This window comes from Microbacterium sp. (assembly GCF_044340635.1).
Taxonomy (GTDB): Bacteria; Actinomycetota; Actinomycetes; order Actinomycetales; family Microbacteriaceae; genus Microbacterium.
Genome location: NZ_JBIITF010000004.1, coordinates 22,319 through 41,701 on the forward strand (window position 1 = coordinate 22,319; position 19,383 = coordinate 41,701).

At 69.5% G+C, this 19,383-nt stretch carries 14 protein-coding genes and 1 riboswitch; of the genes, 8 read left to right on the forward strand and 6 right to left on the reverse strand.

Features of this window, described 5'->3' with window-relative positions:
- Positions 1–188: 188 nt before the first annotated feature.
- The 4 genes from gcvP to ACIQ0W_RS04840 all read right to left on the reverse strand — a co-directional run bounded on the left by gcvP (position 189) and on the right by ACIQ0W_RS04840 (position 6,379).
- The gene (gene gcvP / locus ACIQ0W_RS04825; protein WP_396641677.1) at positions 189–3,161 is read right to left on the reverse strand and encodes an aminomethyl-transferring glycine dehydrogenase; all 2,973 of its coding nucleotides are present in this window, start codon (positions 3,159–3,161) and stop codon (positions 189–191) included.
- On the reverse strand, positions 3,158–3,541 hold the full coding sequence (gcvH, locus tag ACIQ0W_RS04830) for a glycine cleavage system protein GcvH (RefSeq protein ID WP_396641678.1): 384 nt from the start codon (positions 3,539–3,541) through the stop codon (positions 3,158–3,160). Before gcvH ends, gcvP begins: the two co-directional genes overlap by 4 nt.
- Complete coding sequence (locus ACIQ0W_RS04835) at positions 3,538–4,779, reverse strand: glycine cleavage system aminomethyltransferase GcvT (RefSeq protein WP_396641881.1); 1,242 nt, start codon at positions 4,777–4,779, stop codon at positions 3,538–3,540. Before ACIQ0W_RS04835 ends, gcvH begins: the two co-directional genes overlap by 4 nt.
- A gap of 153 nt (positions 4,780–4,932) precedes the next feature.
- Positions 4,933–5,031: riboswitch (glycine riboswitch) on the reverse strand.
- A gap of 175 nt (positions 5,032–5,206) precedes the next feature.
- The gene (locus ACIQ0W_RS04840) at positions 5,207–6,379 is read right to left on the reverse strand and encodes a MarP family serine protease (RefSeq protein WP_396641679.1); all 1,173 of its coding nucleotides are present in this window, start codon (positions 6,377–6,379) and stop codon (positions 5,207–5,209) included.
- A gap of 309 nt (positions 6,380–6,688) precedes the next feature.
- Here ACIQ0W_RS04840 and ACIQ0W_RS04845 point away from each other — a divergent pair, with 309 nt between their 5' ends.
- The 6 genes from ACIQ0W_RS04845 to ACIQ0W_RS04870 are packed head-to-tail and all read left to right on the forward strand — an operon-like array spanning position 6,689 to position 13,635.
- Positions 6,689–7,483, forward strand: coding sequence for an NrtR DNA-binding winged helix domain-containing protein (locus ACIQ0W_RS04845; protein WP_396641680.1), 795 nt, complete (start codon positions 6,689–6,691; stop codon positions 7,481–7,483).
- Positions 7,480–8,907 carry a quinolinate synthase NadA gene (gene nadA / locus ACIQ0W_RS04850; RefSeq protein ID WP_396641681.1) on the forward strand — a complete coding sequence of 476 codons (1,428 nt, stop codon included), beginning with the start codon at positions 7,480–7,482 and terminating at the stop codon, positions 8,905–8,907. The genes ACIQ0W_RS04845 and nadA overlap by 4 nt, the downstream gene beginning before the upstream one ends.
- The gene (nadB, locus tag ACIQ0W_RS04855; RefSeq protein WP_396641682.1) at positions 8,904–10,532 is read left to right on the forward strand and encodes an L-aspartate oxidase; all 1,629 of its coding nucleotides are present in this window, start codon (positions 8,904–8,906) and stop codon (positions 10,530–10,532) included. Before nadA ends, nadB begins: the two co-directional genes overlap by 4 nt.
- On the forward strand, positions 10,526–11,398 hold the full coding sequence (nadC, locus tag ACIQ0W_RS04860) for a carboxylating nicotinate-nucleotide diphosphorylase (protein ID WP_396641683.1): 873 nt from the start codon (positions 10,526–10,528) through the stop codon (positions 11,396–11,398). The genes nadB and nadC overlap by 7 nt, the downstream gene beginning before the upstream one ends.
- 6 nt (positions 11,399–11,404) lie before the next feature.
- Complete coding sequence (locus ACIQ0W_RS04865) at positions 11,405–12,583, forward strand: cysteine desulfurase family protein (RefSeq protein ID WP_396641684.1); 1,179 nt, start codon at positions 11,405–11,407, stop codon at positions 12,581–12,583.
- Positions 12,580–13,635: a glycosyltransferase gene (locus ACIQ0W_RS04870; RefSeq protein WP_396641685.1), complete on the forward strand. Its 1,056-nt coding sequence runs from the start codon at positions 12,580–12,582 to the stop codon at positions 13,633–13,635. Before ACIQ0W_RS04865 ends, ACIQ0W_RS04870 begins: the two co-directional genes overlap by 4 nt.
- A gap of 52 nt (positions 13,636–13,687) precedes the next feature.
- Here ACIQ0W_RS04870 and ACIQ0W_RS04875 read toward each other — a convergent pair whose 3' ends face one another.
- Positions 13,688–15,205, reverse strand: a complete 1,518-nt coding sequence (locus ACIQ0W_RS04875; RefSeq protein ID WP_396641686.1) for an MFS transporter — start codon at positions 15,203–15,205, stop codon at positions 13,688–13,690.
- Between ACIQ0W_RS04875 and ACIQ0W_RS04880 the strand changes: the two genes are divergently transcribed.
- Complete coding sequence (locus ACIQ0W_RS04880; protein ID WP_396641687.1) at positions 15,170–15,796, forward strand: TetR/AcrR family transcriptional regulator; 627 nt, start codon at positions 15,170–15,172, stop codon at positions 15,794–15,796. The genes ACIQ0W_RS04875 and ACIQ0W_RS04880 overlap by 36 nt on opposite strands.
- Before the next feature lie 10 nt (positions 15,797–15,806).
- Here ACIQ0W_RS04880 and ACIQ0W_RS04885 read toward each other — a convergent pair whose 3' ends face one another.
- A complete protein-coding gene (locus ACIQ0W_RS04885; protein ID WP_396641688.1) occupies positions 15,807–17,684 on the reverse strand; it encodes an ABC transporter ATP-binding protein in 1,878 nt (625 codons plus the stop codon).
- 181 nt (positions 17,685–17,865) lie between these two features.
- Here ACIQ0W_RS04885 and ACIQ0W_RS04890 point away from each other — a divergent pair, with 181 nt between their 5' ends.
- A complete protein-coding gene (locus tag ACIQ0W_RS04890) occupies positions 17,866–19,383 on the forward strand; it encodes a DHA2 family efflux MFS transporter permease subunit (protein WP_396641689.1) in 1,518 nt (505 codons plus the stop codon).

Genomic DNA, 19,383 nt, shown 5'->3' on the forward strand with positions numbered 1-19,383 from the left:
CGCGCGACGGCCCGGTGAAACACCCATCCTGCGACGAGACACCCCTGCCCACAGGGTGTTTGGCCGCAGGATGGGTGTTTGGTCGCAGGATGGGTGTTTGGTCGCAGGATGGGTGTTTGGTCGCAGGATGGGTGTTTGGTCGCAGGATGGGTGTTTCGGCGAGCCAGCGGCCGGAGCGCCCCGCCACGTCAGGCGAAGGCCTCCACGGGCGGGCAGGCGCACGCGAGGTTGCGGTCGCCCCACGCGTTGTCGACCCGACGCACCGGTGGCCAGTACTTGTTGCGCACGAGCGCGTGCACCGGGTAGACCGCGCGCTCACGGGAGTACGGATGCTGCCACTCGCCCGAGATCGCCGACTCCGCCGTGTGCGGGGCGTTCACGAGCGGGTTGTCGTCCGCCGGCCACTCCCCCGCCGCGACGGCGTGCGCCTCGGCGTGGATCGCGATCATGGCCTCGACGAAACGCTCGAGCTCGGCCAGGTCCTCGCTCTCGGTCGGCTCGACCATGAGCGTCCCGGCGACGGGGAACGACATGGTGGGCGCGTGGAACCCGTAATCGATCAGGCGCTTCGCGACATCGTCGACCGTGATGCCCGTCGCTTCGCGCAGCGGCCGCAGGTCCAGGATGCACTCGTGGGCCACGAGACCGTTCTCACCCGTGTACAGCACCGGGAAGTGCGCACGCAGCCGGGCGGCGACGTAGTTGGCGGCGAGCACGGCCGCGGCGGTGGCCTCGCGCAGTCCCCCGGCCCCCATCATCCGGACGTACGCCCATGACACCGGCAGGATCCCCGCAGAACCGTGCGGCGCACCCGAGACGGGAGCACCGTCGAAGACGAACCCGCCCGCGTGATCCGCCCGCGGCGAGAACGGATGCCCCGGCAGGAACGGCGCCAGATGTGCCTTCGCGGCGACCGGGCCGACCCCGGGCCCACCGCCGCCGTGCGGGATCGCGAAGGTCTTGTGCAGGTTGAGGTGCGACACGTCGCCGCCGAGATCGCCGAAGCGCGCGTAGCCGAGCAGCGCATTCAGGTTCGCACCGTCGACGTAGACCTGGCCGCCCGCGTCGTGCACGGCCTGCGTGATGTCGAGCACGTCGTGCTCGTACACACCGTGGGTCGACGGGTACGTGATCATCAGCGCCGAGAGCGTCGCCGCGTGCTCGGCGATCTTGACGCGCAGGTCGTCGAGATCGACGTTGCCTGCCTCGTCACACGCCACCACGACGACGCGCATGCCCGCGAGCACAGCGGACGCCGCGTTCGTGCCGTGCGCCGACGACGGGATCAGGCAGACGTCGCGCCCGAGATCCCCGCGCGAGCGGTGGTACCCGCGGATCGCGAGCAGGCCGGCGAGTTCGCCCTGCGACCCGGCGTTCGGCTGCAGCGAGACGGCGTCGTAGCCCGTCACCTCGGCGAGCCACGTCTCGAGCTGCTCAATGAGGCCGAGGTACCCGCGGACGTCCGCCTCGGGTGCGAACGGGTGCACGCGGGCGAACTCCGGCCACGACACCGCAGCCATCTCGGTCGCGGCGTTGAGCTTCATGGTGCACGACCCGAGCGGGATCATGCCCCGGTCGAGCCCGTAGTCGCGGTCGGCGAGCGTCTTCAGATACCGCATCATCGCGGTCTCGCTGCGGTGCGCGTGGAACACCGGATGCGTGAGGTACTCGTCCTGGCGCTGCAGATCGACCGGGAGGGCGCCGATACGCGCACCCTCGCGTGTGGAACGGGCACCCTCGCGTGTGGAACGGGCACCCTCGGGCGTGATGGAGGCCACGGCGCCGTCCGGCAGACCGAACGCCCAGGCGACCGCGGCCAGGTCCGCCGCGGTCGTCGTCTCGTCGACCGATACCCCGACTGTCGCCTCGTCCACCCAGAGCAGCTGATAACCGCGTGAACGGGCACGCTCGATCACACGGCGGGCGTCGCCCGGAACGAAAACGCGAAGCGTGTCGAAGAACGAATCCGACGCGAGCGTCAGACCGTAGCCACGCAGCGCGCCGGCAAGTGCGTCAGCCTTGCCCGCGACATCCGTCGCTATCGCACGAAGACCCTCGGGACCGTGATAGACCGCGTACATCGCCGCCATGACGGCGAGGAGCACCTGAGCGGTGCAGATGTTCGACGTCGCCTTCTCGCGACGGATGTGCTGCTCACGCGTCTGCAGCGCCAACCGATAGGCGGGGTTCCCCGCGGCATCGCGAGACACCCCGACCAGACGACCGGGCAGCTGGCGTGCCAGGCCTTGGCGCACGGCGAGGTAGCCCGCGTGCGGACCCCCGTAACCGAGCGGGACGCCGAACCGCTGGGTCGTGCCCGCCGCGATGTCCGCGCCGAGCGAGCCGGGTGACGCGATGAGCGTCAGCGCAAGCAGGTCCGCCGCGACGACCGTGAGTCCGCCCTGTGCCTGCACGGCGGCGATGGTGTGGGACGGGTCCCACACTCGGCCGGACGCGCCGGGGTACTGGATGAGGGCACCGAAAGCCTCGGGCAGATCGGGCGTTTCGACTCGCTGCTCTCGCGGGGCGACCGGGGCGTGCGCGGCGAAGTCGATCGTCTGCAGCTCGATCCCCAGAGCCGCGGCGCGCGACTCCAGCAGAGCGCGCGTCTGCGGCAGCGCGTCCGCGTCGACCAAGAACACATTCGAGCCGGACTTCGACGAACGCCGGGCGACGAGCATCCCTTCCACGACCGCCGTGGACTCGTCGAGCATCGAGGCACCGGCGATGTCGAGGCCCGTCAGGTCGGTCACCATCGTCTGGAAGGTGATGAGTGCCTCAAGACGACCCTGCGAAATCTCGGGCTGATACGGCGTGTAGGCCGTGTACCAGGACGGGTTCTCGAGCACGTTCCGCTGAATGACGGACGGCGTGAAGGTGTCGTAGTAGCCCAGCCCGATCATCGGTCGTGCCGCGCGGTTCGTCGAGGCCAGTTCTCGCAGCTCGGCGAGCGCTTCAGCCTCCGTCGCTGCGGGTGGAATGTCGCTCGTCGTGCGTTCGTGGACGCGGATCGCGCCCGGCACAGCGGCATCGAGCAACGCGTCAACGCTCGGGTAGCCGAGGGTGTCGAGCATCACGGCCTGGGCCGCCGCATCCGTCCCGATATGGCGCGCCGCGAAAGCGCCTCTCCCCGTGAAGAGCCCTTCGTCGGACGGTGTCATGCGCCCTGACCCGTCAGGCCGATGTATGCGGCTCGGTCGAGAAGCTCCGCCGGCGCGGACGAGTCGATGCGGATCTTCAGCAGCCACCCGTCCTCGAAGGGCGAGGAGTTGATCAGGCTCGGGTCGTCCGCGACGGCCTCGTTGACCGCGACGATGTCGCCGGTGAGGGGCGCGTAGAGTTCGCCGACCGACTTCGTGGATTCGATCTCGCCACAGACCTGCCCGGCGCTCACGCCCGAGTCGACGGTCGGCAGCTCGACGAACACGACGTCGCCCAGCTTCTCGGCGGCGTAGTCGGTGATGCCGACGGTCGCGATATCGCCGTCGATCGAGATCCACTCGTGTTCGGCGGTGTAGGACAGGGCGGTGAGATCGGTCATTTCTTCCTCCGGTAGAATGGGGTGGGTGTGACGGTCGCGGGGATGCGCGTACCGCGGACATCTATGTAGAGCTGCGTGCCGGGGGTCGAAGCGGCCGGGTCGACGTAGGCGAGGGCGATCGGATGCCCGAGCGTCGGGCTGAGCGCGCCGCTCGTGATTTCGCCCACCTCGGTCGCGGCCGGTCCGTCGCCGTCGAACACGGCATAGCCCGCACGCCCGGCCCGGCGGCCCTCCGAAGCGAGGCCGACGAGCACACGAACATCCGGAGCCAACGCCGCGCTGGCGCCCTCGCGACCCACGAAGTCCCCGTCGCTCGCAACCGCGCGCGCGAGACCCGACTGAGCGGGACGGATGCTCCGCGACAACTCGTGCCCATAGAGCGGCATGCCGGCCTCGAGCCGGAGGGTGTCGCGTGCGGCAAGCCCGGCCGGCACGAGTCCGAGAGGTTCTCCCGCCTCAAGGAGCGCGTTCCAGAGTTCCTCGGCCCGACCAACGGGCACGGCGAGCTCGAAACCGTCCTCGCCTGTGTAGCCCGTCCGGGCGACGAACACCGGAGCCCCATCGAACCGAGCGGCCGCTGCGGCGTAATAGCCGAGGTCACCGAGGCTCGGCGCAAACTCGTCGAGCCCCTCGGTCGCGGCGAGGATGGCGACCGATGCCGGGCCCTGCACCGCGATGAGCGCGAGGTCGTCCGAGACATCCTCCACACGAAAGCCCGTGGCTCCCGCCACGAAACCGAAGTAGACGTCAGCGCCGGGCTCGGACGGTGTCGGTGGCGCGGGAGGAGGGACGGATGCCTCGCGCTCCGCCAGCGCGGTGGCCACGGCATCCCGATTCCCGGCGTTCGCGATCACGACGTAGTGGCCGTCGCCGAGGCGGTAGACGATGACGTCGTCGACGATGCCGCCGCTCTCGGTCAACACGAAGCCATACGAGGCCTTGCCGAGCCGCATCGTGGAGGGCCGCCCCGACAGCGCGTAGTCGAGGAACTCGCCCGCGCGTTCGCCGCTCACGATGAACTCGGCCATGTGCGAAATGTCGAACAGGCCTGCGGCTGTACGGACGGCGTGGTGCTCGGCGAGTTCCGAGCTGTAGCGCACCGGCATCCACCACCCGCCGAAGTCGGTGAAGGATGCGCCGAGCCGCTCGTGGGCTTCGGCAAGTACCGTTCGACGAGGTTCGGGCGAGCGCGCAGCATCGCCCGGTGGGGCCGTCGTCGGCGGGGTGGGGTCTGGCATGAGTTCTCCCGTGGTGGTGCGGGCGGGCGCCGATCGACGCCCGGTGAACTCCCCCTCTGTCATCTGCCTGAGAGTTTCGCCGAGACATCGATCAGGATGACTCGGCTTTCACCGTCGGCGGATCCGCACGAGCGGATCGCTTTCCAGAGTGGCCCGACCCCCGCGGTACGCAATACCTGAGAGATTGGCGGGGAGGCTTGCTCCTTCGGTGCCCGGCGCGAAGCGATGCCGGGGCTCTCCCGCAAGGGGTCATAGGGCCGGTATGAAATTGTCGCCCGACCGCGCACGGTCTGACGCGGCCAGCATACCCATCGCCGGGTTCACGAACACTATCCCGCGGCGCGACGGGACGAATCAGTGAATTCGGGCCGACCCGGCGGGTGATATCCACCGCGTCAGCCCAGATGAACCGACAGGCCCGCGGACGTCAGCGCGTGCAGCTGCCGGACGACACCGGACTCTGCCATCCCGCGGCGCCGGCGACGATCGGCGCGAGTTCGGTCGAGGTCGACGCGTAGCCACGACTCTCCTGCTCGCCGCCGCGCGCGAACACGAGGCCCGCGACGTCGCCGTCCGCGGTCAGCAGCGGCCCGCCCGAGTTGCCGGGCCGCACATTCGCCTCGAGCGTGTAGATCTCGCGGAGGTTCGAGGATTCGTCGTAGATATCCGGCACCGGCACCGTCCCTACCGCGAGGACCGCGGCAGACATGGATTCGAAGGGTCCACCGTGCGGATAGCCTTGCACGGCCGCCGACGCGCCTGCAGACAGCACGGGAACGACATCCAGGGTTTCCGCGTCGAGACCATCGACCGCGATGACGGCTATGTCACCGATCGGATCGAAGTAGACGACCCGCCCGTCGCGCGCCTGTCGCCCGGGGAGCTCCACGACCGGCCGATCCACCCCCGCGACGACGTGGGCGTTCGTCACGACACGGTCGTCGGCGATGACGAAACCCGAGCCGCTCGAACTCAGCCCGCAGGCGTATGCCACTCCGGTGATACGAGCGACGGATGCCGCGGCCTCCGCGAGTTCCGGGTCGTCGAGCTGGACGGGGGGCTGTACCGCTGCGGTGCCGGGCAGCAGAAGGCCCCCGAGTGTGGGGATCGCGTCACCGAGCACGGCGCCCCGAAGTTCTGCGAGTCCCGCTTGGAGGGGACGCGGCACGATGCTCTCGATGACGGTGAGCACGCGCGACGAGGCGATCGCGGTCGAGACGACAGGAGTTCCTGTTGCCGCGAGGCCCGAGCCGACGAGCGACACCGCAAGTGCCGCTGCGACGAGCGTCAAACCGCCGCCCAGCAGACGATCGACGCCGCGCAGAGGCGTGCGGTCTACCCCGCGTCGCAGAGCGTTGCCCGCCGCGGAACCGAGCGCCGCGCACCCGGCCAACAGCAGCAGCGTGGCCGCGATCACGGCGAGCGCGCGCCACATGGGCCAGGGCAGTGCGGCCGTCACGAAGGGGATCAGCCAATACGCGGCGACGGCCCCGATTCCGAGCCCGACGAGGGTCCCGAGGCTGGCGAGCAGGCCGCGCTGGAATCCGATGATGAGTGCGACAAGGAGCAGAACGAGCACGACGATGTCGACTACCTGCATGCGCCTGCCCCTCTCTGCCTCCGGTCTCGCACATCGAGCGGCCGGGCGCCGGACTCAGGATAAATCGCGTCGCTGAGAAGTCCCGGCAGGTGTTGCCCGCGCGCCTGCCCGCGACTCGATCGTCGACCTCGCCGTGTATCGCCGTGCCGGCCCGTTGTCTGCGCGCACGAATGGGCGCTCTCGCGCACGAACGGCGCTCTCGCCGGGCGCGAAATTGCCTTCGAGTCGATATGACACTAAGATCGGTGGAGGTTAGAGTCACCATGACCAGAACCAGCGGTCGCCCTTCGAGATCTGAGTCAACACACCATGAGCACAGCCCCCACAGCCACCGCCGCCGAGTCGCGCGCGCACGTGGGCGCCGCCACCGAGGCAACGCGCGTCGCGGTCTCGACCGTGATCTTCACCCTGAGGCGGCGCGCCGAGGATGACTCAGCGTCGCTCGTCCTCCCCCTCGTTCGCCGCACGCGCGATCCCTACGCGGGGCTCTGGGCGTTGCCGGGAGGCTGGCTCGACGCGACCGAGGGCCTGGATGCCGCGGCGTCCCGCACGCTCGGCGAAACCACCGGTCTGTCACCGAGCTACCTCGAGCAGCTCTATGCATTCGGGGACGTCGATCGCTCGCCCAGCCGGGTCGTGTCGATCGTGTACTGGGCTCTGCTGCGTTCCGCAGAGGTGGACGCGCAGGTGGCAGCCCACGCCGCGGACGGGGACGCCCCCGAGAACGTCGCCTGGTTCGACGCGGCCGATCTGCCGCCCCTCGCCTTCGATCACAACCAGATCGTCGACTACGCGCTCTGGCGACTGCGCAACAAGGTCGGGTACTCGCGCATCGCGCACGGGCTGCTCGCCGATGAATTCACGCTCGCGGAGTTGCGTGAGGTGTACGAGTCGATCCTCGGTCGCAAGCTCGATCCCGCGAACTTTCGGCGCCAGGTCGAGAACTCCGGAACCCTCATCCCCACCGACGGCTTCCGCACCGGTAGCCACCGCCCCGCCCGCCTGTACCGCTACAACCAGGACGTCGAGTTGGCCGAGCGCGGCCCGCTCGCCGCACCGGCGCCGGCACCGGCCCACGCATCCTTCGATTCGAGGACGATATGAACGCCACTCCCCTCAGCCTCAGCCCGACCGTCACGCTCGACCCGTCGGTCGATCATGAGATCCAGCGGATCACCGCCGGACTCGCGGGTGCCGAGACGTGCAACACCGACCTCGCCGCGGGGCCGTGGAACTTCGACGGACGCCCCGGATACGGTCCGGGGTCATCGATGGGTGATGTGATCCCCGCCGGTTCGCCGCGACAGGGCGAGCTGCCGGCCGCATACCGCGAGGCGTCCGAAGCAGACCTCCACGAACGCATCCTGGCCGCCAAGCGCACGCTCGGCGACCGCGTCGTAATTCTTGGCCACTTCTATCAGCGCGAAGAGGTCGTGAAACACGCCGACTATGTCGGCGACTCGTTCCAGCTCGCGAACGCCGCGAAGGCGCACCCCGAGGCCGAGGCGATCGTCTTCTGCGGGGTGCACTTCATGGCCGAGACCGCGGACCTGCTCTCGCGCCCCGAGCAGGCGGTCATCCTCCCGAACCTCGCCGCCGGCTGCTCGATGGCCGACATGGCGAACATCGATCAGGTGGAGGAGTGCTGGGAGCAGCTCGAGGATGTGTACGGCCCGATGGACGCCGTGGACGCGGACGGCCTGGTGCCCGTCATCCCGGTGACGTACATGAATTCGTCCGCCGCGATCAAGGGCTTCGTCGGGCGTCACGGCGGGATCGTCTGCACCTCGTCGAACGCCCGCACGGTGCTCGAGTGGGCCTTCGCCCGCGGGCGTCGCGTGCTGTTCTTCCCCGACCAGCACCTCGGCCGCAACACGGCAAAGGCGATGGGTGTTCGGCTCGAGCAGATGCCGATGTGGAACCCCAACCGCCCGCTCGGCGGCAACGACGAGGCGGCGCTCGACGACGCCCGCGTGATCCTCTGGCACGGGTTCTGCTCGGTCCACCGCCGGTTCACGGTCGATCAGATCGAGAAGGCGCGGGCCGAACACCCCGGCGTCCGCGTGATCGTGCACCCCGAATGTCCGATGCCCGTCGTCGACGCCGCGGACGAGGCCGGGTCGACCGACTACATCCGCAAGGCCATCGAGGCCACGACCGAGCCCACGACCTTCGCGATCGGCACCGAGGTCAACCTCGTGCAGCGGCTGGCGGCGGAACATCCGCAGCACACGATCTTCTGCCTCGATCCGGTGGTCTGCCCCTGCTCGACGATGTACCGCATCCATCCGGGTTACCTCGCGTGGGTACTGGAGGAGCTCGTCGGGCACTCCACGCTCCCTGAGCTTGTCGAAGGGAGCACCGGAACTGTCGAGGCCGAGCTGCTCGCTTCGACAGGCTCAGCGGCCGAGACCCGCGCCGGACGCATCGTCAACCGGATCACGGTCGCCGCGGATGTCGCCGAGCCCGCCCGCGTCGCGCTCGAGCGGATGCTGGCGGCCAAGCCCGCACCCCAGGTGACGGCATGACGAGCGTCATTGTCGTCGGCAGCGGCATCGCGGGGCTCACCGTCGCTTTGCACGCCGCTCGCGCGGGCGTGGAGGTCACGCTCGTCACGAAGGACGTGCTCGAGCACGCCAACACGCGGTACGCGCAGGGCGGCATCGCGGGCGTCATGTTCGCCGACGATCGGGCCGCGGATCACGCCCGCGACACGCTGTCCGCGGCCGCGGGGCTCGGCGACCCCGCCGCGGTCGAGGTGCTCGTCACCGAAGGGCCGGAACGCATCCGCGAGCTGATCGCGCTCGGCGTCGCCTTCGACCGTGACGCCTCGGGCGCCTTCATCAAGGGCCTCGAGGCCGCCCACTCGTACCCGCGCGTGCTGCACGCGGGCGGGGACGCCACGGGCACGGCGATCGAGACCGCGCTCGTCGCAGCCGTCCGCGCCTCGGTCGTGGAGATCATCGAGCACGCGTTCCTCGTCGACCTCGCACTCGACGACGGACGCGTGAGCGGTGTCGACCTTCTCACCACGGACGGCCGACGGCTGCTCCGGGCCGACGCCGTCGTGCTCGCCACCGGAGGTGCGGGCCAGCTGTTCGCCCACACCACGAACCCGTCCGTGGCCACCGGCGACGGAATCGCGGCGGCGCTCCGGGCCGGAGCCGAGGTTCTGGATCTCGAGTTCGTCCAGTTCCACCCGACGGTGCTGGCGCAGGGCGAGCCGTTCCTGATCTCCGAGGCCGTCCGCGGTGAGGGCGCGACGCTGATCGACGACGACGGTCGCCGCTTCGTGTTCGACACGCATCCCGCCGGCGAACTCGCGCCGCGCGACGTTGTCGCCCGCGCCATCGCCCTGCGCATGATCGAACAGGATGGGCGCCCCGTGCACCTCGATGCAACACGGCTGGGCTCAACAGAACTGGGCTCGGCGGAACAGAACTCGAAGCGACAGGGCTCGGCCGCATCCTTCCTGGCACACCGCTTCCCGACGATCGACGCAGCCGTCCGCGAGCGAGGTCTCGATTGGGCACACGAACCGATCCCGGTGACCCCCGCGGCGCACTACCTGATGGGCGGGATCGTCACGGATCTCGACGGGCGGACCAGCCTGCCCGGCCTGTACGCGGTCGGTGAGGCGGCCAGGACGGGCGTACACGGAGCCAATCGCCTGGCGTCGAACTCGCTGCTGGAGGGCGCGGTCTTCGGCGCCCGCGCCGCCGCCGCCCTGGTAACCCCCGCCCCCGCCCCGCGCAATGCCCCTGCCCCCGCCCTCGGTACCGGTACCGCCCCCCTGGCAGCAGATGCGACTCACCGGGCCGCGAAGCGACAACCAGTGCCAGGCGAGCAGCCCGAGCCGTTCACGCGCGCGGCCCTGCAGCGCGTGATGTGGGAGAGCGTGGGAGTGGTGCGCGACGAGCGTGGCCTGCGGCGAGCGCAGGGCATCGTTGACGGATGGCTCGCTCAGCCGCGCACGCCGCGCTCGCAGGCCGAGTTCGAGGACGAGAACCTGCTGCACCTCGCGGACGCGACCATCCGTGCCGCCCTCGCGCGACGCGAATCCGTCGGCGCGCACTACCGCAGCGATGACCCGAGCGTCTCGTCCCACACCTCCGCGCCCACCGCCGCTCTCGTCGGGAGCGCAGGATGCTGACCCGCGCCGCGATCGATCGCGCCGTCTCGGGGGCGCTCGAAGAAGACGCACCCTGGGGCGATGTCACGAGCCAGTTCCTCATCCCGTCGACCGCCGTCGCCCGTGCCGAATTGGTCGCACGAGACCACGGCGTCTTCAGCGGCGGTGAGGTCTTCGCCGCCGCGTTCCGGCTGACAGATCCCTCGATCCACGTCGAGCTCACGGTCGCCGACGGGGCGGAATTCGCGCCGGGAACCGTTCTCGCGATCGCGGAAGGACCCGCGCGGGGCGTGCTGACCGCCGAACGCGTCGCCCTCAACTTCGTGCAACGGATGTCGGGGATCGCAACGCTCACGGCGCGTTTCGTCGCCGAGGTCGCACACACGGGCGCCCGGATCGCCGACACGCGCAAGACAACGCCGGGGCTCCGGGCGTTCGAGCGGCACGCCGTGATCAGCGGCGGCGGCCATAACCACAGGCACTCGCTCTCGGACGCCGTGATGGCCAAGGACAACCACCTGGCCGTGCTGCAGCGGAGCGGCGTCTCGGTCACGGCGGCGCTGCAGGGCGCGATCGCGCGACTGCCGCACACGACGCACGTCGAGGTCGAGGTCGATCGCCTCGATCAGATCGAACCCGTGCTTGCCGCCGGCATCGGCACGATCCTGCTCGACAACTTCTCGCTCGAGGATCTGCGTCGTGGCGTGCAACAGGTCGCGGGTCGCGCGCTCGTGGACGCCAGCGGCGGCGTGCGGCTCGACACGGTTCGAGCCATCGCCGAGACGGGCGTCGACATCATCTCGGTCGGCGCTCTGACGCATTCCGCACCGGCGCTCGACCTCGGGCTCGACATCCGTGTCGACGATCCGCCCCGATCCGGAGCCTGAGACCGGATGCTGTATCTCGACAACGCGGCGACCACCCCCGTGCGGCGCGAGGCCCTCGAGGCGATGATTCCGTACCTGACGACCGAGTTCGGCAACCCGTCAAGCCACCACACGTTCGGCGAGCGGGCGGCCGCCGTGCTTGCCGACGCGCGCGCCGCTGTCGCTCGCATACTCGGGATGCGACCGAGCGATGTCGTGTTCACCTCGGGCGGCACCGAGGCGAACAACCTGGCCGTCAAGGGCATCGCCATCGGTGCACGTCTCGCCCACCCCGCCGGCAGCGCCCGTGACGCCCACCACATCATCACGACCCCGGTCGAGCACGAGTCGATCCTCGCGTCCGTCGACTACCTCCGCCGGGTGCACGACTTCGCGGTGACGGAGCTGCCGGTTGACGCCGTCGGCCGCGTCGATCCGGGCGATCTGGAAACGGCGCTCCGCGATGAGACGGCGCTCGTGACCCTCGGCTATGCCAACAACGAGATCGGCACGATCCAGGATGTCCCCGCGCTGGCCGCGATCGCGCGCGCCCGGCGGGTTCCGATCCACGTCGACGCGGTGCAGGCGGCCGGATGGCTCGACCTGTCGGCGGCGACACTCGGCGTGGACGCGATCTCGATCGCCGGACACAAGGTCGGCGCTCCTCCGGGCACAGGTGCGCTGGCCGTGCGGGGACGGGTCCCGCTGGAGCCTGTGCTCCACGGCGGAGGCCAGGAACGCGGTCGACGAAGCGGCACCGAGAGCGTGGCCGGCGCGGTGGCCCTGGCGACCGCTCTCACGCTCGCCGAGGCCGAGCGTGCCGAGGCATCCGCCCGCGTCGCCGGGTTCCGCGATGCGTTCATCGCGCGGGTTCTCGACGCGGTCCCGGCTGCACGCCTGACCGGCGACCCCGTGCACCGCCTACCCGGTACGGCGAGCTTCACATTCGCGGGAACGAGCGGTGAGGCCGTTCTGCTCGAACTCGAACGCCGCGGCATCGTGTCCTCGAGCGGGTCGGCGTGCGCCGCGGGCAGCGACGAGCCCTCGCACGTGCTCGTCGCGATCGGAGTTGCGGGCGAGGTGGCGCAGACATCCGTGCGCTTCACCTTCTCTGCCCGCGTCGGGACGATGGATGGCGTCGCTGACGCCCGGATGCTGGGTGACACCGTCGCGGCATCGGTCGCGGCCGTACAATCAGCCGCGTGACGATCGGCAGCGTGAGCATGACGAATGTTCCGGCGGGTCGCCCCGACGACGCGGCGCTGGTCACTCTCGTCATCGCGGGATTCGACGTCGCGCCGTACGCGCGCGACGCGCTCGAGTCCATACGTGCGCAGACGTTCCCCGGCTGGCGCGCGATCCTGATCGATGATCACTCCACGGACGGTACGCGCGAGATCTTCGCGCATGCCGCCGCCTCCGACGATCGGTTCACCTTCGTTCCACAGCCGGAGCACCGGGGTCTCGGAGCGGCGCGCAATGCCGGCCTTGACCGTGTGCGCACCCCGTTCGTCGGGTTCCTGGATGCGGACGACGTGCTCGTGCCCGGAGCGCTGGAGCGCCTCGTCGGCACCCTCGAACGCACGGGAAGCGACTTCGTGATGGGTGCGTACGCGCGTCTGCAGCCCCGATCGGTCGTGGAGCCCGACGCCGACATGAGCACGGCGGCGATCTCCCGCATCGCGTACGAGGTCGGCGGGGTGCAACCGTGGGTCGTGGCCGCAACGGATCCCGAACGTTCGGCGACGACGATCGAGCAGCATCCCGCTGCATCCGGAAACGTCGTCGCGTGGTCGAAACTCAGCCGGACGGATTTCTGGGTCCGGTCCGGACTCCGTTTTCCCGAGGGGCGGCTCTACGAGGACCAGGTCGTGGCCCAGGCGATGTACGTCCGCGCGCGAGCGTTCGATGTCATCCCCGACGTGGTGGTGCACTGGCGGGTGCGACCGGATGGCTCATCCATCACGCAGCGCGAAGCCGAACTTCCCGTGCTGCGCGATGCGCTCGACGCGATGGGCGCGGGCCTGGGCCTGTTGCGCGAGGCATCCGCGACCCGAGCGGTGCAGGCTCGTGCGGCGTTGATCCTCGCGATGGACGTGCCCCGGCTCGCCTCGATCGCGCGAGAGCATCCTGACGATGCGTACCGCCGCGCCCTCGGGGCATTCGTGCGGGATGTCTGGGACGTGGCCGACGACTCGACCCGCGCGACACTCGACGCGGACACGGCAACCACGGTCGCGGCCGTCTCGCTCTGGTAGCCCCTCGGTCGCCGAGCGAGCGCAGCGAGACGAAACGACGCGCCCGCGCCGATCAGTGCGCGATGACCGGCTCGGACGCCGTCGCCCCCGGACGCCCATGTGCCAGCGAGATGCCGTCACCCCGGCGTCGATACAGCAACGCGGCGATCACGAGTCCGGCCGCGAAGAAGCCCGCCCCCCACCAATACGCCACGGTGTAGCTGTGGATCGCGGCCTCGGCGAGCACTTCGGCGCTCTCGGGCCCGTTCGCCGTCACGTACGCGGTCAGGGCGGTCGCGGCCAGCGTATTCAGCAGCGCCGTGCCGATCGATCCGCCGACCTGCTGACTCGTGTTGACCATGGCCGACGCCACGCCCGCGAACTGCGGATCCACTCCGAGCGTCGCCGTCTGCATCGCCCCCGGCATGATCGATCCCATCGCGAGTCCCATCACCATGAGAGCGGGCAGGATGTCGCTGACGTATCCGCTGTCGTGGCCGAGACGCGTTAGGAGGATCATCGCGATCACGCCGAACATCATCCCGATCGGAACGATGATCTTCGGCCCGAACCGCGGCAGGAAGATATTCGTCGACAGCTGCGCCGCGAGCACCAGCATCACGATCATGGGCAGGAACGACAGGCCCGTCTGCATCGCCGAATACCCGAGCGAGACCTGGAGGTAATAGGTGACGAAGAGGAAGACCCCGAACATCCCGGCCCCTGCGATCAACACCGAGATGTAGGACGCGCCGCGGTTGCGGTCCAGCACGATCGGGAGCGGCAGCAGCGGGTGGCGCGTGCGGCGCTGCCAGAGGACGAAGACGACGAGCAGGACGCCGGAACCGGCCAGCATCCCCCACGACAGCGGCGAGTCCCAGCCATCCGTCTCGGCGTTGGAGAATCCGTAGACGAGCAGGAACAGGGCACCCGATACGGCAAGCGTGCCCGGGATGTCCAGGGTCGGGCGCGGCCCCGTGCGCGTTACGTGGCCGACGAACAGGATCGCGCCGATGATGGCCACGAGCGCGATGAAGACGTTGATGTAGAGATTCCAGCGCCAGTCGAAGTACTCCGTCAGGAATCCGCCGAGCAGCAGGCCGATCGCTCCCCCGGCCCCGGCGATCGCCCCGAACACGCCGAAGGCACGGGCGCGCTCGCGCGGAATCGTGAACGTCGTCGTCAGCATGGCGAGCGCCGTGGGGGCGAGCATGGCGGCGAAGACACCCTGCAGCGCGCGGGCCGCGACGAGAATCCCGAACGTCGGCGCGGCGCCGCCGAGCGCTGACGCGATCGCGAATCCGATCAGGCCGATGATGAACGTGCGCTTGCGGCCGATCAGGTCGGAGAGCCTGCCGCCCAACAGCAGCAGACTGCCGAACGCGAGGGCGTATGCCGTGACGACCCACTGGCGGTCGCCGTTCGAGAACCCCAGGTCGGCCTGTGCGGCGGGCAGGGCGATGTTCACGACGGTCGCGTCGAGCACGACCATCAGCTGTGCGAGCCCGACCGTCGCGAGCGTCCACCACCGGCGGGACGAGGGCGCGGCCGCGGCGTGAACGGCGCTCGTGGAGGAGGAAGTCTGTGGCATGCGGGCCGCAAGAGGGACCACTCCCGAGACCCCGAGATCCTGCAGGCGGCGATCGACATCCTCGCCGAAGAAGGCTTCGACGGCATGACGATCGACATGGTCGCGACCCGCGCAAAAGCCGGCAAAGCGACGCTCTACCGTCGTTGGCCTTCGAAGGCCGAACTGGTTCTGGACGCGATCGGATGCATGAAGGCGGCCGACCTCTCTCCCGCCACGCTGCCCGACACGGGCACGCTGCGCGGCGACCTCATCGGCATGATCACATCCCGTACGGCCGAAGATGCCGAGCGCCGGCTGCGCGTCATGGCGGGGGTCGCGGCGCTGCTCACCCGCGAACCCGAACTGACCGACGCCGCGAGTGCCGTGCTCATGGCGCCTCGTATCGCGGCGATCCGGGGTTTGCTGGAACGCGCGCTTGCGCGGGGTGAGATCCGAGCGGACGCCGACCTGGATGCGCTCGCTGAGCTCTTGCCCGCCATGGCAGCGTTCCGGGGGCTCGTCGAGCGCAAGCCCATCGACCGGGAGTACCAGATCTCATTGATCGACGGCATCCTGCTGCCCGCCGCCGGGGTTCTGCGCCCAATGCCCTGACGACGCTCGCTCAGACGAGGCCGCTGGATGCCTCGACCTGGCGCATCGCCAACTCGGCGTACAGCCCACCGTCGGCCATCAGCTCGGCGTGCGTGCCGCTCTCGACGATGCGACCGCCCTCGACGACATGGATGACATCGGCGCCGACCACGGTCGAGAGGCGGTGCGCGATCGACAGCGTCGTGCGACCCCGGGCCGCGGCATCCAGCGCCCGTTGCACGACGCGTTCCGAAACGGTGTCGAGGGCGCTCGTGGCCTCGTCGAGCAGCAGCACCGGCGGATCCTTCAACAGCACGCGCGCGATCGCGATCCGCTGCTTCTCCCCGCCCGACAGACGGTATCCCCGCTCCCCCACGACGGTGTCGTACCCGTCGGCGAACCCCTCGATCACGTGGTGGATGTTCGCGGCACGGCAGGCGTCTTCGAGTTCGGCCTGCGTGGCATCCGGCTTTGCGTACGCCAGGTTCTCACGCACCGTCGCGTGGAACAGGTACGTCTCTTGCGACACGATCCCGATGTTCTCGATGATCGACGACTGCCGCAGGTCACGCACGTCCGCACCGGCGAACAGGACGGAACCGGAGGATGCCTCGTACAGCCGCGGCGCCAGATACAGGATGGTCGTCTTGCCCGCCCCGCTCGGGCCGACGAACGCCACATGCTGTCCGGGCTCGGCGACGAACGACACCCGGTCGAGCGTCGGCCGCGTCGTGCCGGCGGCGTCGGGGTAGCGGAAGGTCACATCGCGGAACTCGACGCGCCCGAGCGGACCGGGCGCGGCCTCGACCTTCGTCGCCGCGGGCGACTCCGTGATCGCGGGCTCGAGATCGAGGTATTCGAAGATGCGCGCGAAGAGCGCACGGGACGTCTGCAGATCGAGCGCCACGCGCATGAGGGCCATGAGAGGGAACAGGAGGCGGGCCTGGACGGTCGTGAAGGCGACGATCACGCCCGCCGAGATGTCTGCGCTTCCGCCCGCGATGAGGAGCCCCGCGACGAGGTAGATGATCGCCGGGACCGACGACATGATGATGCTGACGATCCCGAAGAACCACTGCCCGGACATCGCCTGCCGCACCTGCAGCACGACCTGGTTTCCGTTCTCGACCGTGTAGCGCTCGATCTCGGCGCTCTGCCGGTGGAACGCTTTGGCGAGCAGGATGCCCGAGACCGAGAGAGTCTCTTGCGTGATCGCGGTCAGCTGAGAGAGCGACTCCTGTGTCTGCGCCGCGATGCGGGCGCGCACCTGGCCCACCTTCCGCTGCACGAACACCAGCCCGGGCAACAGCCCGATGGCGATCAGAGTCAAGCGCCAGTCGATCAGCACCATCGCGACGACCGACGCGATCACCGTCACCGTGTTGCCGAGAACGCTCGTCATCGTGTTGGTCAGCACCCCGGCGACCCCGCCGACGTCGTTCTGCAGCCGCGACTGGATCACGCCGGTCTTCGTCCGCGTGAAGAACGACAGGTCCATCGCTTGGAGGTGTGTGAAGAGGCGCACACGCAGGTCACCCGTGACGCGGTTGCCGACGGTCGACGTGAGCCAGGTCTGAATGACGTTCAGACCTGCGGATGCCACGAACAGGCCGATCATGAGCGCCACGAGTTCGACGAGCAGACGGAGGTTCGGCCCGGCGTCGCCCGCCGGGAACAGCGCCGAGTCGAAGATGACCTCGATGATCAACGCGGGGACGACGCCGATAGCGGCGCTGACGACGACCAGCCCGGCGGTGACGCTCAGGCGGGCACGATACGGGCGGAAGAGCGCGACGATGCGCCGCCCCAGGTTCGGGATGTCGGGCGCGTCGGCGTTGCGTTCGCGCTGAGCGTCGGCGTCCACCCCGCGGGTCAGACCCCCGCCGAAGCCCCCGCGTGGCATGCTCATCCGCTCAGCCTAATCCGGCCCACGGACGCCGGATCGGGCGTGGTGTACATCGACGCCTCCTCACCACGCGCGAGAAATTCCGCCGCCGTGGGAATGCCGTCCACGTCGGCGCGGTTAGCCTCCCTGTTCGCCATCCTCGGGTGGCCCTTCGGCCCTGCCCCGAGAATTCTGGAGACCATCGATGTCATCGACGAGAACCGACAGCGTGCCCGCGATCGGCGGTCCGACCATTCCCACGGGCAGCACCGCCGTCGGCGCCCACGGTCTGACGCGCGCGCAGAACCGCATCATCTGGTTGCTGCTCGCTGCCGCGTTCGTCGCGATCCTCAACGAGACGACGATGGGTGTCGCCATCCCGCACCTGATCGACGACCTGTCGATCACCGCGGTCGCGGCCCAGTGGCTCACGACCGCTTTCATGCTCACGATGGCCGTCGTCATCCCCATCACGGGCTTCCTGCTCCAGCGTTACACGACCCGGCAGGTCTTCCTCGCGGCGATGGGCCTGTTCTCGCTCGGCACACTTCTCGCGTTCGTGTCCCCCGGCTTCGAGATGCTCCTCGGTGCGCGCGTCGTGCAGGCATCCGGCACCGCCATCATGATGCCGCTCCTCATGACGACCCTCATGACCATCGTCCCGCCGCACCTGCGCGGGCGGATGATGGGGCGCGTCAGCGTCGTCATGGCCCTCGCACCCGCCATCGGCCCGACCGTCTCGGGCCTGCTATTGGATACCGTCGGATGGCGCTGGATCTTCGGCCTCGTGCTGCCGATCGCCCTCGTGGCGCTCGCCGCCGGAGCCCGCTGGATGACGAACCTCGGCGACACCCGCAAGGCGCCGATCGACATCCTCTCGGTCATCCTCTCGGCGTTCGGCTTCGGCGGCCTCGTGTTCGGGCTCAGCCAGATCGGCGGACACGGCGGAGACGCTGCGGCGGATTCGATGTCGACCGTCACCCTCGTCGTCTCGCTCGCGATCGGCGCCGTTGCGTTGACGCTCTTCGTCTGGCGTCAGCTCCGGCTCCAGCGGCGCGACTCGGCGCTGCTCGATCTGCGTGTCTTCCGCTCGCTCAACTTCACGCTGTCCATCACGCAGATGCTGATCGTTGCGGCAGCGTTCTTCGGCGCGATCACGGTGCTGCCGCTCTATCTTCAGCGCGTTGTCGGAGTCTCGGCGCTCGAGACCGGACTCGTCGTTCTGCCCGGTGCGCTCGCGATGGGGCTGCTCGGCCCGGTCATCGGCCGCATCTACGACAAATACGGTCCGCGTGTGCTGCTCGTACCGGGCTCGATCATCGCCAGCGCGACCCTCTGGTTCTACACCACACTCAGCGAGGCGACGCCGATCCCGGTCATCGTCGTGGCGCAGTCCGTGCTCTCGGTGGGCCTCGCGCTCTCGTTCACGCCACTGTTCACCGCATCGCTCGGCTCCCTCGAACCGCGACTGTATTCGTACGGCAGCGCCGTTCTCGCGACGATCCAGCAAGTGGCGGGGGCAGCGGGTATCGCGCTGCTGATCACGATCATGTCGTCGGTGGCTGCGGGCGCCGTCGCCGAGGGCGTGGGCGAGATCGCGGCCGAAGCGTCCGGCGTGCGCACGGCGTTCATGATCGCGGCGATCATCTCGACCCCCGCTATCCTGATCGCGTTCTTCATCCGCAAGCCGGCCGACTCGATCGGGGCTCCGCCCGTCCACTGA

What these genes read in the sequence shown, in the direction of transcription:
- nadB (WP_396641682.1), top strand. Translation starts at nt 8,904, where the DNA reads ATGACGAGCGTCATTGTCGTCGGCAGCGGCATCGCGGGGCTCACCGTC.
- ACIQ0W_RS04840 (WP_396641679.1), bottom strand. Translation starts at nt 6,379, where the DNA reads ATGCAGGTAGTCGACATCGTCGTGCTCGTTCTGCTCCTTGTCGCACTC.
- ACIQ0W_RS04885 (WP_396641688.1), bottom strand. Translation starts at nt 17,684, where the DNA reads ATGAGCATGCCACGCGGGGGCTTCGGCGGGGGTCTGACCCGCGGGGTG.
- nadC (WP_396641683.1), top strand. Translation starts at nt 10,526, where the DNA reads ATGCTGACCCGCGCCGCGATCGATCGCGCCGTCTCGGGGGCGCTCGAA.
- gcvH (WP_396641678.1), bottom strand. Translation starts at nt 3,541, where the DNA reads ATGACCGATCTCACCGCCCTGTCCTACACCGCCGAACACGAGTGGATC.
- ACIQ0W_RS04875 (WP_396641686.1), bottom strand. Translation starts at nt 15,205, where the DNA reads ATGCCACAGACTTCCTCCTCCACGAGCGCCGTTCACGCCGCGGCCGCG.
- ACIQ0W_RS04835 (WP_396641881.1), bottom strand. Translation starts at nt 4,779, where the DNA reads ATGCCAGACCCCACCCCGCCGACGACGGCCCCACCGGGCGATGCTGCG.
- ACIQ0W_RS04890 (WP_396641689.1), top strand. Translation starts at nt 17,866, where the DNA reads ATGTCATCGACGAGAACCGACAGCGTGCCCGCGATCGGCGGTCCGACC.
- ACIQ0W_RS04865 (WP_396641684.1), top strand. Translation starts at nt 11,405, where the DNA reads ATGCTGTATCTCGACAACGCGGCGACCACCCCCGTGCGGCGCGAGGCC.
- nadA (WP_396641681.1), top strand. Translation starts at nt 7,480, where the DNA reads ATGAACGCCACTCCCCTCAGCCTCAGCCCGACCGTCACGCTCGACCCG.
- ACIQ0W_RS04845 (WP_396641680.1), top strand. Translation starts at nt 6,689, where the DNA reads ATGAGCACAGCCCCCACAGCCACCGCCGCCGAGTCGCGCGCGCACGTG.
- gcvP (WP_396641677.1), bottom strand. Translation starts at nt 3,161, where the DNA reads ATGACACCGTCCGACGAAGGGCTCTTCACGGGGAGAGGCGCTTTCGCG.